Origin of the sequence: Actinomadura rubrisoli, from assembly GCF_004349215.1 — a bacterium.
Classification (GTDB): Bacteria; Actinomycetota; Actinomycetes; order Streptosporangiales; family Streptosporangiaceae; genus Spirillospora; species Spirillospora rubrisoli.
Map to the genome: position 1 here is coordinate 1 of NZ_SMKU01000061.1, position 14,998 is coordinate 14,998.

A 14,998-nucleotide genomic window follows, 5' to 3' on the forward strand; every position below is an offset into this window, starting at 1 on the left:
CGCCCTCGACCGGCAGCGTCCGCGACGACCTGCTGGTGACCCTCACGTGCCTGCGCGACACGCTGGTCGCGTGCCGCGGCGCCGCGTTCAAGGTGCTGAAGGAGGAGAGCGCGGACGGCAAGGGGCTCCTGCACGAGGTGATCAGGCAGCGCATCTCGCAGCCCGTCCGGGACATGATGTACGAGGCGCTGAGGCAGGGCGCCGAGCGCGGCGAGGTCCGCCCGGAGGCCGTCACCCGGCAGACCGCGGACGTCGGCCCCGCCCTGATCGTCTACTACAACATCACCGAGGGCACCGTGTACGGCGACGAGTCGCTGGCCTCGGTGGTCGACGAGGTGCTGGTCCCGATCATCCGCCCCTGACGGCCCGGTGTCCCTAGGACAGGCGGGGCGCGGTGTCCCTGGGAGAGGCGTGGCTCGGGGCGTCCGCCTGCGGCCCGCCGTCGACGGTGACGCGGCGGCGCGGGTAGGGGGTGTCGATGCCCTCCTCGCGGAAGGCCCGGTGCAGCCGCTTGACGAACTCGTGCTTGATCTTGAACTGGTCGCCGAACTCCTTGGTCCGCAGGATGACGGTGAAGTCGATCGACGACTCGGCGAAGGTGTGGAAGCGGACGAGGATCTCCGCGTCCTTCACGCCGCCCTGAACCTCCGCCATCACCTCCTCGCCGATATCGACGGTGAGCTTCTCCACCCGCTCCAGGTCGGCCTCGTAGGGCACCCGCGCCTGGAGCAGCAGCGACATGTCCTGCGCGGGCCGGTGGAAGTTGGTGAGGATCGTGTCGGAGAACCGCTGGTTCGGGATGACCTCGATGTTGTCCGACAGCGTCCGGATGGAGGTGTTGCGCCAGTTGATGTCGACGACGTATCCCTCCTGGCCGCTGCTCAGCTTGATGTAGTCGCCGGGCTCGATGGTCTTGGACGCCAGGACGTGCACGCCCGCGAACAGGTTCGCGAGGGTGTCCTGGAGGGCGAGCGCGACCGCGAGGCCGCCGACGCCCAGGGCGCCGAGCAGCGGTGTGATCGAGACCCCGAGGCTCTGCAGCATCACCAGGATGCCGACGCCGAGGACGATCACCCGGGTGATGTTGGCGAAGATCGTCACGTTGGCGGCCACGCCCTGGCGGGTCATCGCGATCGAGGCCACCGAGCCCGCGATGAGCCGGGCCAGCGCCAGCGACACGATGAAGATCGTCCCGGCGGTGAGCACCTTGGCGGTGACGTCGAGGGTGCCGCGCCGCAGGTCCAGCACGTTGACCGCGATCCACGCCCCGCCGAGCAGCGCGACGGGCACCGCCAGGTCCCGCACGAGCCGGGCGGCCAGGTCGTCCCAGGCCCACCGGGTGTCGCCCGCCCGGCGGAACAGCCGGCTCGTCAGCAGCCGCAGCACGACCGCGATCGCCAGCGCGACCGCCATCACGGCCGCCGCGATGACGACCCGCTGCCAGTCCAGAAGGTCAGCCATGGCGCACCTCCGGCCCCCGCTCGCGCGATTCGGGCATGACGTGGATCTCTCCCTCCGCGGGCCGGCCTCGGCCGCCCCGTCCGGCACGGTACTGCACTGGTACACCAATTGTTCGATGTGCTGCACCATTTCCGATATCGCCCTGATCGTAGTGAACGGGGGGAGGGCGCGGGCCATGGCGGCGCGGCTACGGTTACGATCGATCAAGTGGTAGGCGTGGGAATGATGCGCCGGCTCGGGGTCACGGCGCTGGGACTGCGGAACGGCCCCCACCGGGTGATGGTCGAGCGGGACCTGGAGGTACCGGCCGCGGACGGGGTGACCCTGCTCGCCGACCGGTACGCGCCCGTCGACGTCGAACGGGCCCCGATCGTCCTCGTCCGCTCCCCCTACGGGCGGCGCGGGCCGTTCGGGCTGATGTGCGGGCAGGCGTTCGCCTCCCAGGGGTTCCAGGCCGTGGTGCAGAGCGTGCGCGGCGGATTCGGGTCCGGCGGCGTGTTCGAGGCGCTGGACGAGCGGGAGGACGGCCTGGCCACCATCGCCTGGCTCAAGGACCAGCCGTGGTTCGGCGGCACGTTCGCCATGCACGGCCCGAGCTACCTCGGCTACGTCCAGTGGGCCGTCGCCGCCGAGGCCGGGCCCGCGCTGAAGGCGCTGTCGATGCAGGTCACCGCGTCCACCTTCCGGGACGCCGTCAACGTCGGCGGCACGTTCGCGCTGGAGTCGGCGCTGATCTGGGTCGACCTGACCGCCCGGATGAAGCACTCGCTGTCGGGCATCACGACCGGGATCATGTCGCCGCGCCGCGCCCGGCGGGCCGCGCTGTCGGGCCGCCCCCTCGCCGAGCTGGACCGGCTCGCGACGGGCGCGCAGCAGCGCTTCTTCCAGGAGCTCCTCGTCAACGGGCCCGACACGCCGTTCTGGGACAGGCGCGACTTCAGCCCGACGGTCTCGGAGGTGGCCGCGCCGGTCAACATGACCGGCGGCTGGTACGACATCTTCCTGCCCTGGCAGCTCAAGGACTACGCCGCGCTGCGGGCGGCCGGGCACCGCCCGTACCTGACGATCGGTCCGTGGTTCCACGCCGACCAGCGGATGATGCGCGGATCGGTCGGCGAGTCGGTGAAGTGGTTCCGGGCCCACCTGCTGGACGACCCGTCCGAGCTGCGGGAGCTGCCCGTCCGGCTGTTCGTCACCGGGGCGGGCGAGTGGCGCGAGTTCCCCGACTGGCCCGTCCCGGGCATGCGGGAGGAGCACTGGCACCTGCGGCCGGGCGGCGCCCTGTCCCCGGACGCGCCGCCCGCGTCCGAGCCCGATACCTACCGGTACGACCCCGAGCACCCGACGCCGTTCCTCGGCGGCCCCACCCTGCTCGGCGAGACCCGCCCGTCCACCGACCAGCGGCGATTGGAGCGGCGGCGGGACGTGCTGACCTACACCTCCGCCGTCCTGGACGAGGACCTGGAGATCATCGGCCCGGTCACCGCCGACCTGTACGTCCGCTCGAACCGGGAGCACACCGACTTCGTGGTGCGGCTGTGCGACGTGACGCCGGACGGCGAGTCGCTCAACCTGTGCGAGGGCATGCGGCGCCTCGTCCCGGGGACGCCGGAGGCGGGCGAGGACGGCGTCCGCCGCGTCGCCGTGGAGCTGTGGCCGGTCGGTCACCGCTTCCGGCGCGGCCACCGCGTCCGCGTCCAGATCGCGAGCGGCGCCTACCCGCGCGTGGCCCGCAACCCCGGCACCGGCGAGCCCATCGGCACCGCCACCGCGATGCTGACCGCCGACCAGGAGGTCTTCCACTCCCCCGGCCGCGCGTCCGCGGTCGTCCTGCCGGTCGTCCCGCCCGGCGGCGCTCACTGACCCACAGTGCTCACTGACCTGCGGCGTGGCGGCGCAGGGCCGCGAGGGCCCGGTCCGCGTGGGCGTTCATCCGGATCTCGCTCTTGACGATCTCCAGGACGCGCCGGTCGGTGCCGATCACGAACGTCCGCCGCTTCGTCGGCGCCAGCGCGATGCCGCGCTTCACCCCGAAGCGGGCCCGCACCTCGCCGCCCGGGTCGGAGAGCAGCGGGTAGCCGAACCCGTGCTTGTCGGCGAACTCCTTCTGCCTGCCCACCTCGTCGGCGCTGACGCCGACCGGATGGGCGCCGACCTCGGCCAGCTCCGCCACGAGATCGCGGAAGTGGCACGCCTCGGCCGTGCAGCCGGGCGTCATCGCGGCCGGGTAGAAGAAGAGCACGACGGGCCCGTCCTCCAGCAGCCCGCTCAGCGTCCGCCGCTCGCCCGTCTCGTCCGGAAGCTCGAAGTCCTCGACCACATCGCCAACGTTCATGGACTCGACGGTAGACCTTTCAAATGAATGTCGTTCGGGACTCAGGGGGCGGCGGGGTCAGAAGAGTGGTGATGGCGGTCTCGGTCCAGGTGCCGGCGGCGCCCGGGCGGGACGAGAGGTAGGCGGCGGCGCGGGCGGGCGGCCAGCCGTGCGCCTCGCGGAGCCCGTGGCCGAGCATGGTCAGGTACGGGGCGGTCGGCGCGTTCAGCTCGGCGCCCTCGGCCTTCCCGGGCGCGGTGAAGGTGAGCATCGGGTGGCCGTCGCGCTCCCCGACCTTGAGGAGCGTCTCGTAGCGGCCGGGGCCGAGGCGCTGGCGGCCCGTCGCGATGACCTCCGACAGGTCGTGGACGGCGCCGGTCTCGCGGCGCATCTCCTGGGCCATCACGTCGCAGAACTGCTCCCGCGACAGCAGGTAGGCGCGGGCGGCGGCCCGCCCGGGCAGCCCGGGGTCGTAGAAGGCCATGCCGCCGCCCCAGGTCAGCGAGGTCAGCGCGAAGTAGATCCCGCCGGGCATCGTGACCGCCCGCTCGGCGCGGGCCGGACGGGTGTCGCGGCAGCCGGTGTAGTGCCGCGCGCCGCCCCTCGGACGGCCCCCGGACAGGTAGCAGCCGAACCTCTCGCGGAACAGGTTCGACCCGTACGCGACGTACCAGAGCTGCTCTCGGTCCACCCTTCCCAGTATTCCCGCAGGCCGTCGCGCGCGGTGGAGAGTTCCGATTCGCGAGGTTTGACGGAGTGCGCCACCGGAAATAGTCTCACCCGAGCAGGTGTCTACGACGCAGATACCTCCAGGCTTCCCCTGTGATGTCCCGGAGGATCGTCATGCACCGCCCGCTGAACATCGCTCTCGTGTCCGCCTCCGACCTCGACGGCGAGCACGCGCACTCCATTCACGTCCGGGATCTCGCCCGCTCCCTCGCCAGGCCCGCGTCCGGCGACGGCAAGGGCAACCAGGTCACGGTGTACACCCGGCGGCAGAGCCCGGCCGCGCGCGGCAGGGTCCGGCTCGCGCCGGGCGCCGCGCTGGTCCACCTCGACGCCGGTCCCGCGAAGCGCCTGAGCGACGACGAGCAGCTCCAGCACGTCCGCGACCTCGCCGACGAGCTGCGCCGCCGCTGGTCCGGCGCCGGACGGCCCGACATCGTCCACGCGCACGGCTGGATCGGCGGGCTCGCCGCCTGCGCCGTCGCCCGCGAGCTCGGCATCCCGTTCGCGCAGAGCTTCCACGGCGTCGCCGACGCCGAGCGCCGCGGCGGCCGCCCCGTCCACCCGCACCGGGCCCGGCTGGAGCGGGCCATCGGCCGCGGCGCCGGCATCGTGCTGGCCGGGCACTCCGAGGAGGCGCACGCGGTCGTGCGGATGGGCGTCCCCCGCCCGTCGGTCACCGTCGTCCCCTACGCCGTGGACGGCGAGCACTTCGCGCAGGTCGGCCCGGCGATGCCGCGCGGCGACCGGGACCGGCTCGTGATGATCTGCCGCGACCTGGAGGCCGGCGACGTCGCCACCGCGCTGCGCGCCCTGGTGCACGTCCCCGGCGCCGAGCTGGCGGTCGCCGGCGGCCCGTCCCGCGAGGACCTGGAGAACGACCCGGTCGTGCACCGGCTGATCATGCTCGCCAAGGAACTGCACGTCGCCGACCGTGTGATCTTCCTCGGCCGGATGCCCCGCAAGGCACTGCCCAAGCTGCTGCGCACGGCCCGCGTGGCGCTGTCCCTGGCCCCCGTCCAGCCGTCCCCCGCGGTCCCGCTGGAGGCCATGGCCTGCGGCGTCCCCGTCGTGGCGACCACGGCGGGCGGCAACGCCGACGAGGTGCTCGACAAGATCACCGGGCTGCACGTCCCGGCGGGCCGCCCGGTCGTGATCGGACGGGCGATCCGGCGCCTTCTCAGCGAGGAGACCACGCTGCACGGCTACTCCATCGCCGCCGCCGACCGGGCCCGCTCCCGCTACGCCTGGGACCGGATCGCCGCCGAGACGCTGCGCGCGTACGCGAAGGTGCTCCCCATCCCGGACCCCGAGCCCGAGCCCGAACTGCGGGACGAGGACGAGGTGGAGCGCGAGGCCGACAGGACCCCCGCACTGGTCGGCTGACGCCTCCACCCCACGGGCCCCGGATTCCTCCCCGGATCCGGGGCCCCCGCATGCGCCCGGGGCGCGGCCGCCCGGCTCGTTCCCCGGACGGCGCCGCCGCACCCCGTCCGCCCACGTCGCGTGGTGGGATACTGTGCGGCATGGTCCAATCCACGCCGCCTGCGGGCGCCGGGTGCTGATCGGCAGGGCGGCCCAGCTCGCCGAGCTGACCGCCGCGCTCGACCGGGCCGCCGCGGGCACCGCCGGGGTCGTGCTCGTCAGCGGCGACGCGGGCGTCGGCAAGACCCATCTCGTCTCCGCGCTCACCCGCGCCGCCCGCGAGCGGGGCTGCGCCATCCTGGTCGGGCAGTGCGCGGAGCTGGGCGAGAGCATGCCCTACCTGCCGCTGGCGGACGCCCTGTGGGCCGCCGCCCGCGCCGAGTCCCCCGAGTCCGACGCCGTCCGCGCCGCCCTGGACGCCCGTCCCGTGCTGGGACGGCTCCTGCCCGACGCCGAAGGCGCCCCCGGATCGGCGTCCGAGCTGGGCCAGCAGCAGCTGTTCGGCGCGGCGCTCGGGCTCCTCGGCGAGCTCGGGCAAGAACGCCCCGTCCTGCTCGTCCTAGAGGACCTGCACTGGGCCGACCGCTCCACCCGGCACCTGTTGACGTTCCTCAGCCGGGTGCTCCAGCGCGAGCGGGTCTGCCTCATCGGTACCTACCGCTCCGACGACCTGCACCGGCGGCACCCGCTGCGGCCGGTGGTGGCGGAGCTGCTGCGGCTGCCGAACGTGACCGGCGTCGAGGTCGGGCCGTTCGGGCCGGGCGAGACCGCCGACTACCTCGCCGCGCTGGCGCGCGGCGCCGGGCCGGTGACCGCCGAGGTCGTCGAGCGGGTCCACACCCGCTCGGAGGGCAACGCCTTCTACGCCGCCGAGCTGTACTCCGCCGAGAGCACCGGCGAGGACCTGCCCGCCGGGCTCGCCGACCTGCTGCTGTCGCGGGTGGAGCGGCTGTCGGAGGACGCGCAGCGTGTCGTGCGCGTCGCGGCGGTGGCCGGGCGCCGCATCGACGACGAGCTCGTCCGCCGGGTGTCGGGGCTGGACGAGGCGGCGGCCGGGGAGGCGCTGCGGGAGGTCGTCTCGCACCAGCTGCTCGTCCCGGCGGGCACCGGCTACACCTTCCGGCACGCCCTGCTGCGCGAGGCCGTCTACGCCGACCTGCTGCCCGGCGAGCGGACCCGGCTGCACGCAGACTTCGCGCGGCTGCTCGCCGGCCCGGCCGGGGGCCGCCGCGGCTCCGCAGCCGAGCTGGCCCACCACAGCCTCGCCGCGCACGACCTGCCCGCCGCGTTCGCCGCGTCCGTCCAGGCGGGCCGCGAGGCGCAGCGGCTCGGCGCGCCCGCCGAGGCGTTCGAGCACTTCGACCGGGCGCTGGAGCTGTGGGACGCGGTCGCCGACCCCGAGGACGTCGCCGGGACGGACCGGATCGACCTCTCGCTCACCGCCGTGCGGGCGTCCGGGCAGGCGGGCGAGATCCGCCGGGCGATCTCCCGGCTGCGCCGCCTGCTCGACCTCGCCGACCCCGCCGACGTGCGGCTCGGCGTCCGGATCCGCGAGCACCTCGCGTCCTACCTGGGCGACATCGATGAGGACGCCGAGTCGCAGCGGGTCGCCCGCGCCGCCGTCGCGATGCTCCCGCCCGACCCGCCGACCTATGAGCGCGCCGCCGCCCTGGCCACCTACGCCCGGACGCTGCTCTACAGCGACCCGGAAGGCGAGATGCCCGCCATCGCCGAGCAGGCCGTCGAGGAGGCCCGCGCGGCCGGCGCGGCCGACGCCGAGGCGAGCCTGCTGGTCACCCTGGGCATCCACCGCGAGCTGCGGGAGGCCGACGCCGCGGTCGCCGAGGTGTTCGCCCGCGCCCGGGACCTGGCCGTCGCCGACGACAACCACCCCGTCGCGCTGCGCGCCGCGTTCCACCACGCCCGCACCAAGTTCGACCGCGGCGACCTCGCCGGGGCGACCCTCGCCGCCGACGAGGGCGTCAAGCTCACCCTGGAGAACGGCCTCGGGTGGAGCACGTTCGGGACCGTCCTGCGCAGCCTGCAGTACCTCATCCACTACACGGCCGGGGACTGGGACGAGGCGGTCCGGCTCGCCGACGGCTTCGGGATCCAGGTCGTCCGCCCGCCCGAGGCGCAGGTCTCCGCCTACGCCCTGTTCGTCGAGGTCGCCCGGGGCGCCGACACCGTCGACGAGCGCCTGCGCTGGATGGCGCCGCTGTGGCACGGCGAAACCTTCCTCACCTACGTCGCCCGGGGCCTCGCCGCCGAGCACGCCCTCTGGCAGGGCGACGCCGACACCGCGATCCACCACGTCTACCGCGTGCTGGACTCCCTGCACCCGTACGAGACCGGCGTCATCCGCATCGCGGCGACGGGCCTGTGGGCCCAGGCCGACCGCGCCGCCCGCGCCCGTGCCGCCGGCGACGACGCCACCGCCTGGGCGGCGGCCGAGGCCGGCGACGACCTGCTGCGCCGCGCCCGGCTCGTCGCCACCACCACCTGGGACGGGCATCCCCGCGCCTGGCTCGGGCTGGAGGGGCGCGCCTGGCTCGCCCGCGCCGAGGCCGAGCGCCTCCGCCTCGACGGCGACCCGGCCCCCGACGCGTGGCGCGAGACCGCCGACCTGTTCACCTTCGGCGACCCGGACGGCGGCTTCGTCTACGAGGTGGCCCGGTCCCGCTGGCGGCTCGCCGCGGCCCTGGCCGAGAGCGGCGACCGCGAGGCCGCCGCCGTCGAATGGCGCTCCGCCACCCGGATCGCCGAACGGCTCGGCGCAGCACCGCTCCTGGGCGCGCTGCGCGAGCTGGGCACCCGCGCCCGCCTGGACACCGGACGGCCCGCGTCCGCGCCGTCCGGCCCGTTCGCCGCCCTCACCGTCCGGGAGCGGGAGGTGCTGAAGCTGGTCGCCCAGGGCCAGGGCAACCGGGACATCGCAGCCGCGCTGTTCATCTCCCCGAAGACGGCGAGCGTCCACGTCTCCAACATCCTCGCCAAACTCAACGTCACCAGCCGCACCCAGGCCGCCGCCCTCGCCCACCGCGAGAACCTCTGACGACGGCGTGCATCACGTGATCAGTAGTCCCGGGTGGGGCGTCCCGTGCCGTCTTCCTGGTGTCCCGTCCACCGGTGCCCCTGGATCACGGCATCGATCGTCTCGAACAGCTCTTCGGGACATTGACTCCACAGGTGGCGGTCTCCCGCGTCGGTGGCTGCTATCAAGCGTTCCAGGAGCGTCTCTTCCTCCCCGCTGCGGGGTTCGGTGCCGCGAAGCAGCAGGTACGCACCCGGCTGCCGTAGGTAGTTCGCGGGTTCGGAGAGCGAGTCGATGGTGAGGAGAAGGCTCGGATGGGCCTGCACCGCCGCCGCGAGCGCGAGGGAGTCGATCTCCTCGGGACGCGCGGCCCTGAAGACCCAGGCCACGCATTTGCCCACGACCTCCTTCCGGAGCTCGTGGGCACGCGTCTTGAGGAGCATGCTCATCATCTGGATGATCTCGGCGACCGCCCCGCGATCCGCGTCCTGCGGCGGGCGGGGCAAGATCACCTGGAACGTCTGCGAGCTAGCTCTGGGCGCGTTCTGGGCGACCAGCCAGCTGAGCATGGTCTGATGCCAGTCGTCTCCGCCGTAGACGAGACCTTCCCGGATGGCCATGCCGAAGCGCAGCCGTTCCCCGGCGGCGGCGTCACCGATCAGCCGGGCATGCAGCAAGTCGGCGAAGTACCCCGTGACACCGCCCCCAGGTGAGGGTATGACGGCACGCTCCTGCAACTGGATCGTCGCCAGCATGGAGTGCCAGCAGTCCTTGTCGAGGCCCGCCGACCACAGGGCGACCGTGGACCTCCAGGTGGCCATGGGGTCCTCGTCCCCAGGCCAGAAGAGTTCCACGGACGCCGGGTCGTGCGGATCGCCCAGCATCACGCGGAGCAGCACGAGGTTCCCGGAGTAGGCGGCGACCTGCCGGACGCGGTCGACGGGCAACGGGCTGTATGTGGCGTAGCGATCGGACCCGTGACGGCGGCGGCAGCCCTCGGTGAGCAGTTCCAGAACCTTCAGAACCCGGTGCCGTTCTTCCCGGTCGAGCTCATAGAACAGCTCGACCGCGAAGGTGAGCGTGGGAAGCCTCGTGGCGAGCGTCTGGTGTGAGAGGAGGGCGAAGAGGAGGTCGTCGTCCGGCTCGCGCGTCCCGCGGCGGCCGGAGAAGGCGCTGTCGGCCATGTCGCGGAGTAGCTCCATCACGTGCGCCGCCATCAGGTACTCGCCGAAGGTCGCGTGGAGGAACTCGTAGCAGCGCTGGGCCTCCTCGCCTCTCTCGGTCCGCGCCTCGGAGGCGTGGACGAAGAAGAACTCGCCGAAGAGCCGCCTGCCGAGGCGCGCGAGGCGGGCCGGCCCCGCAGCTTCGTCCAGAGCCGCCAGGTCGGCGCCGAGCTCGACGTCGGTGACGTCCTGCCGGGCGCGGTTGAACATGGCGAACGCCGCCACGGACAGCCGCCACAGCTGCTCGCGGACGGCCTCGTCCGCGTCGGACGGCGCCCGTTTCGCGACCTCCCGGTAGGCGAATGTCTCCAGCAGCCGCCGGTAGAGGTCCGCCTGCGAGATGCCGCCCTCCAATGGTGCGGAGGACGGGTCCGCCGAGTACAGGGCGAGCATGAGGAGCAGCAGGGGCTGCTTGGCGAGCTCCCGCTGCTCCAGCGCTGCCTCGGGCCGAAGCGCGCGCGCCCTCCCGGCGGAGACGGCCGGCTCGTTCACCCGGTTCCAGACGGCCAGCCACCGGCCCACCTGCGCCTCGTCGAAGTCCTCCAGCTTGACCAGCGTGGTGCCGTCCGGGATGCGGACGCGGTCCGCGACGACGGTGCGGGAGGTCACGATGACGACCACGGGCCGGTCCTGCGCGGCCTCGCGGCGCTGGAAGTCGACCACCTCCTCCAGGTAGCCGCCCCGGTCCCCGGCCGCCTGGAGCAGCTCGTCCAGGCCGTCGAGCAGGACGACCCGGACCGTGGAGACGCTCTGCTCGGCCAGCTCCCACCACTTGACCCGCTCATGCGTCACCAGGTCGAGCGCCCGCTGGATCTGGTCGTACACCGGGGCGTCGGCCGCGACGCGGCGTAGCGGGACGCGCACCACGGTGTAGCCGGACGGCGGGAGCCGGGCGGCGAGCACCTTCGTCAGGAGGCTTTTGCCCGCCCCGGGATGGCCGAGCAGCAGAAGCGGTGCGCACTTCGCGTCGGGTGCGGTCACCTGCCCCGCCAGCATGAGGTCGATGTCGTCGTGGACGTTCTGCTCCTCCCACCATTTCTCGTCGGCGGGCAGTGCCTCGATGCTGCTGGGAGCCAGCCGGTAGCGCGGGTTGACGAACGCCTCCCGCAGGGATGGGAAAGTCAAGTCAGGGCCCGCGCGCACGGCTTCCTCGGAGACGAGGTACTCGTCAAGCCCGCCGCGGTTGGCACGGTGGACGACATCGCACAGATCACGCCCACCCTCGGGTGCCCCTGCCGGACGGCCGAGCAGCGCTTCGACCCTCGCCAGCCCCTCCCGCTGCCCCTGGAGGGCGGCGCCGAGATCGGCCTCTAGGTCGGCGATCTGCGACCGGGTGGCGGCGTGCTCGCCGAGGTTCGCCCACATGTAGAACTCGGGAACCGTGGCCGCCATCCGCACGTAGTGGGACGTGTAGCGCGCAACGGCCTCCCGTACCACCTCGTTACCCACGGGAAGGGTGACCTGGCTCCAGATCTCCAGGCCCTCGCAGAAGCGCAAGAAGCGAACCATCAAGCCGCTCATCCAGGCGCGGACGTCGCCCGAGTTCTCGTGGAAGCCCCGTGCCGGTGACGGGGCCGGGACGGCGGCCTCATAGAGGACCTCGACAAGTCTCTCCCGCAGATGGCGGTCCGGTCCGGCGGTCAGGGAGACGCGCTCGGCCTCGGTGAGGCCGATGTCCTTGTACTGCTCGTCCCCCAGCTTCTCGCGGAGGACCTCGAAGAACGCCGCGGCGGCGATCGTGGTGTGGGCGGCGGCGATCAGCTGGTGGCGCTCGTAGCCGGACGTCGCCGCGAGACGGGCGGACGCGCCGTCGAACAGCTTGCGCAGCAGGGTGGTCGCCTCGTTCTTCTGGTCGACCCAGCCCCAGATCGCGGCGACCGCGCCCAGCGGGGCCCCGCCGAGGGCCGCCGCGCCCGCGCCGAGGATGGCGCCGCCGAGCAGGCCGTCGAGCCGCTCCAGGCGCGGGCGGTCGTAGTGGCCGAGGATCTTGAGGGCGCCCTGGTAGGTGAGGGCGGGTTCACGGCGCATCCCGCCAACCTAGAAGGACGGCGGGAGGGCGTCCGACGTTGGCGCTAACCGGTCACGCGTGATCGGCTCCGCGGGCGTCGTGAGGAACGTGCATCGGTCCACGGTAGATCTTCATGGGTCAGTCGTTATATCGGGTACTGGCCGCCTTGTCCGCGGTTTGCCATTCTTTTAAATCGTGACCGCCAACGAAGTGGTCCAAGGAAGGGGAATGACGTCGTGGACAAGAGGTATGAGCTTTACTGCCTCGCGGACAAGCATTTCTACGACGCTCCCCCCATCACCCGGGAAACCGAATTCGAAGTCGCCGGACGGCCGCTTCCCGAGGGCTGGGAGCGCGTGCGCGGTGACGAATGGGTCGTCTATGTCCCGCCGGTGCAGCGCGTCCCCCTCCAGGGGTGGAAGGTGCACGTCACCGGGTGCGCGGAAAGCGCGGACAAGGCCCTCGCGACGACCTTCGACCACTGCGTCGAGCGGGGCATCGAATTCAAGCACCTGCGCGGTCCGGGGACGCTGCGGATGCGCAACGCGAAATACGCGCCGCGCGGGGCGAGCGGCAAGCTCGTCACGATCTACCCCGAGGACGACCGCGAGCTGGAAACGGTCCTGGACGAACTCGGCGGACGGCTCGCCGGCCTTCCGGGCCCCTACATTCTGAGCGATCTGCGCATCGGCGAGGGCCCCCTGTACGTGCGGTACGGCGGCTTCGCCGAGCGGCGGTGCCTGGACGAGCGGGGCGAGCTCGTCCCGGCGCTGGAGGACGGCTCCGGCCGGCTGATCCCCGACCGCCGCAACCCGGTGTTCGCCGTCCCGGACTGGGTGGCCCTGCCGGACTGCCTGAAGCCGCATCTGGCGGCGCGCGGGGCGACGACGACGACCGACCTGCCGTACCGGATCGAGAAGGCGCTGCACTTCTCCAACGGCGGCGGCGTGTACCAGGGGACCGACACGCGCACCGGCGAGAAGGTGGTGCTGAAGGAGGCGCGGCCGTACGCGGGCCTCGCCGCCGACGGCGCCGACGCGGTCAAGCGGCTGGAGCGGGAGCGCGACATCCTGACCCGGCTGGAGGGCGTCGAGGGCATCCCGGGCGTCCGCGGCTCGTTCACGCTGGGCGAGCACCATTTCCTCGTCCAGGAGTTCATCGAGGGGCGCACGCTCAACACGTTCTTCGCCGAGCGGCACCCGATGCTCGACCCGGAGCCGGAGCCCGGCAAGGTGGCCGCCTACACCGCCTGGGCGCTGCGCGTCCACGAGGGCGTCGAGCGGGTGGTCGCCGCGATCCACGAGCGCGGCGTGGCCTTCAACGACCTGCACATGTTCAACATCATGGTGCGCCCGGACGACTCGGTCGCCCTCATCGACTTCGAGGTGGCCGCGCCCGCCGCCGACGGCGGCCGGCAGACCCTCGCCAACCCCGCCTTCCTCGCCCCGCCGGACCGGCGCGGCATCGAGGTCGACCGCTACAGCCTGGCGTGCCTGCGGCTGGCGCTGTTCGTCCCGATGACCACGCTGTTCGTCATCGACCGCGGCAAGGCCCGCCAGCTCGCCGACCTGATCGCCGAGTACTTCCCGGTCCCCCGCCCGTTCCTGGACGAGGCGGTCGAGGAGATCACCCGGGGCGTCCCGGACGCCCCGGCGCCCGTGTTCGAGACGGGCGGGCCCGGCTGGGAGCGGTCGCGGGACGCGCTGTCCGGCGCCGTCCTCGCGAGCGCCACGCCCGGCCGCCCGGACCGGCTGTTCCCCGGCGACGTGGAGCAGTTCGGCGGGGCGTCCCTCGGGCTGGCCTACGGCGCCGCCGGCGTCCTGTACGCGCTGGACGCGACCGGCGCGGGCCGCTATCCCGAGCACGAGGAGTGGCTGGCCGCCCGGTCCGCCGACCCGCCGCGCGGCACGGGCCTCGGCCTGTACGACGGGCTGCAGGGCGCCGCCTACGCCCTCGCCCGCCTGGGGCACACCGACGCCGCGCTCACGGCGGCGGGCCACTGCCTGAACGAGCGGTGGGAGCGGCTCGGCCACGACCTGTACAGCGGGCTTCCCGGGTACGCGCTGGTCCTCGCCGAACTCGCCGACCTCACGGGCGACGAGGCGCTGCTCGACGCCGCCAAGCGCGCCGTCCAGATCACGGCGGAGCACACCCCCGACGGCCCGAGCCCGCGCCCCGGGCTGATGTACGGCGGGGCCGGGGCGGCGCTGATGTACATCCGCTGGTTCGAGCGGACGGGCAACGCGCAGCTGCTCGACCTGGCCGAGGCGGCCCTGCGCCGCGACCTCGACGCCTGCGTCAAGGACGACAACGGGGCCCTGCACGTCGACCAGGGCCACCGGGTGCTGCCCTACCTGGGGCGCGGCAGCGTCGGCATCGGCCTGGTCGTGGACGACTACCTCGCGCACCGTCCGGACGAGGAGTTCCAGGAGGCCCGCGCGGCCATCCGCCTCGCCGCGATGTCGCGGTACTACGCCCAACCCGGCCTGTTCAACGGGCGCGCCGGGATGCTGCTCTACCTGGCCCGGCAGGACCGGGACGACCCGTGCGCGGCGCGCCACATCCGCGACCTGGCCTGGCACGCGCTCCCGTACGCGGACGGGCTCGCGGTACCGGGCGAGCACATGTACCGGCTGTCGATGGACCTCGCGACCGGCACGGCGGGGGTGCTCCTCGCCTTCGGCGCGGCCCAGCACGACCCCCCGGCCGGCCTGCCGTTCCTCGGGACGGCCCACAGACCCCCCGTGGAGACCTCCACGGCGGCCACCTCTATCCAGCCCGAAAGGAGGTGAACGGACATGGCGCTT

The 14,998-nt window shown here is 73.3% G+C and carries 9 protein-coding genes; 5 read left to right on the forward strand and 4 right to left on the reverse strand.

The annotated features are described in order from the left end of the window. Window positions 1-362: TetR-like C-terminal domain-containing protein (locus E1298_RS14500; protein WP_207944627.1), on the forward strand; the 362-nt coding region annotated here is incomplete at its 5' end. 13 nt (window positions 363-375) lie between these two features. Here the strand turns inward: E1298_RS14500 and E1298_RS14505 are convergent. Continuing rightward, window positions 376-1,461, reverse strand: a complete 1,086-nt coding sequence (locus E1298_RS14505) for a mechanosensitive ion channel family protein (RefSeq protein ID WP_131893342.1) — start codon at window positions 1,459-1,461, stop codon at window positions 376-378. 207 nt (window positions 1,462-1,668) lie between these two features. On the opposite strand from E1298_RS14505, the gene E1298_RS14510 reads away from it, so the two are divergent. After that, the gene (locus E1298_RS14510) at window positions 1,669-3,324 is read left to right on the forward strand and encodes a CocE/NonD family hydrolase (RefSeq protein ID WP_341770628.1); all 1,656 of its coding nucleotides are present in this window, start codon (window positions 1,669-1,671) and stop codon (window positions 3,322-3,324) included. A gap of 10 nt (window positions 3,325-3,334) precedes the next feature. Here E1298_RS14510 and E1298_RS14515 read toward each other — a convergent pair whose 3' ends face one another. Both E1298_RS14515 and E1298_RS14520 read right to left on the reverse strand, forming a co-directional pair. Next, window positions 3,335-3,796: a peroxiredoxin gene (locus E1298_RS14515; RefSeq protein ID WP_131893344.1), complete on the reverse strand. Its 462-nt coding sequence runs from the start codon at window positions 3,794-3,796 to the stop codon at window positions 3,335-3,337. A gap of 19 nt (window positions 3,797-3,815) precedes the next feature. Beyond that, window positions 3,816-4,466, reverse strand: a complete 651-nt coding sequence (locus E1298_RS14520; protein WP_207944628.1) for a histone deacetylase — start codon at window positions 4,464-4,466, stop codon at window positions 3,816-3,818. Window positions 4,467-4,618: 152 nt separating this feature from the next. Between E1298_RS14520 and E1298_RS14525 the strand changes: the two genes are divergently transcribed. Both E1298_RS14525 and E1298_RS51180 read left to right on the forward strand, forming a co-directional pair. Beyond that, on the forward strand, window positions 4,619-5,887 hold the full coding sequence (locus E1298_RS14525; protein ID WP_131893348.1) for a glycosyltransferase: 1,269 nt from the start codon (window positions 4,619-4,621) through the stop codon (window positions 5,885-5,887). Between the two features lie 133 nt (window positions 5,888-6,020). Further along, window positions 6,021-8,981 (forward strand): helix-turn-helix transcriptional regulator, encoded by a 2,961-nt coding sequence (locus E1298_RS51180; RefSeq protein WP_279498400.1) that lies wholly within the window; start codon window positions 6,021-6,023, stop codon window positions 8,979-8,981. 20 nt (window positions 8,982-9,001) lie between these two features. Here E1298_RS51180 and E1298_RS14535 read toward each other — a convergent pair whose 3' ends face one another. Beyond that, window positions 9,002-12,211 (reverse strand): NACHT domain-containing protein, encoded by a 3,210-nt coding sequence (locus tag E1298_RS14535; protein ID WP_131893350.1) that lies wholly within the window; start codon window positions 12,209-12,211, stop codon window positions 9,002-9,004. Between the two features lie 216 nt (window positions 12,212-12,427). Here E1298_RS14535 and lanKC point away from each other — a divergent pair, with 216 nt between their 5' ends. Beyond that, window positions 12,428-14,983: a class III lanthionine synthetase LanKC gene (gene lanKC, locus E1298_RS14540; RefSeq protein WP_131893352.1), complete on the forward strand. Its 2,556-nt coding sequence runs from the start codon at window positions 12,428-12,430 to the stop codon at window positions 14,981-14,983. The last annotated feature ends 15 nt before the right edge of the window (window positions 14,984-14,998 follow it).

Excerpts from the sequence above, each read along its gene's own strand:
- E1298_RS14505 (WP_131893342.1), bottom strand. The coding sequence starts at position 1,461 with ATGGCTGACCTTCTGGACTGGCAGCGGGTCGTCATCGCGGCGGCCGTG.
- E1298_RS14515 (WP_131893344.1), bottom strand. The coding sequence starts at position 3,796 with ATGAACGTTGGCGATGTGGTCGAGGACTTCGAGCTTCCGGACGAGACG.
- E1298_RS14525 (WP_131893348.1), top strand. The coding sequence starts at position 4,619 with ATGCACCGCCCGCTGAACATCGCTCTCGTGTCCGCCTCCGACCTCGAC.
- E1298_RS14535 (WP_131893350.1), bottom strand. The coding sequence starts at position 12,211 with ATGCGCCGTGAACCCGCCCTCACCTACCAGGGCGCCCTCAAGATCCTC.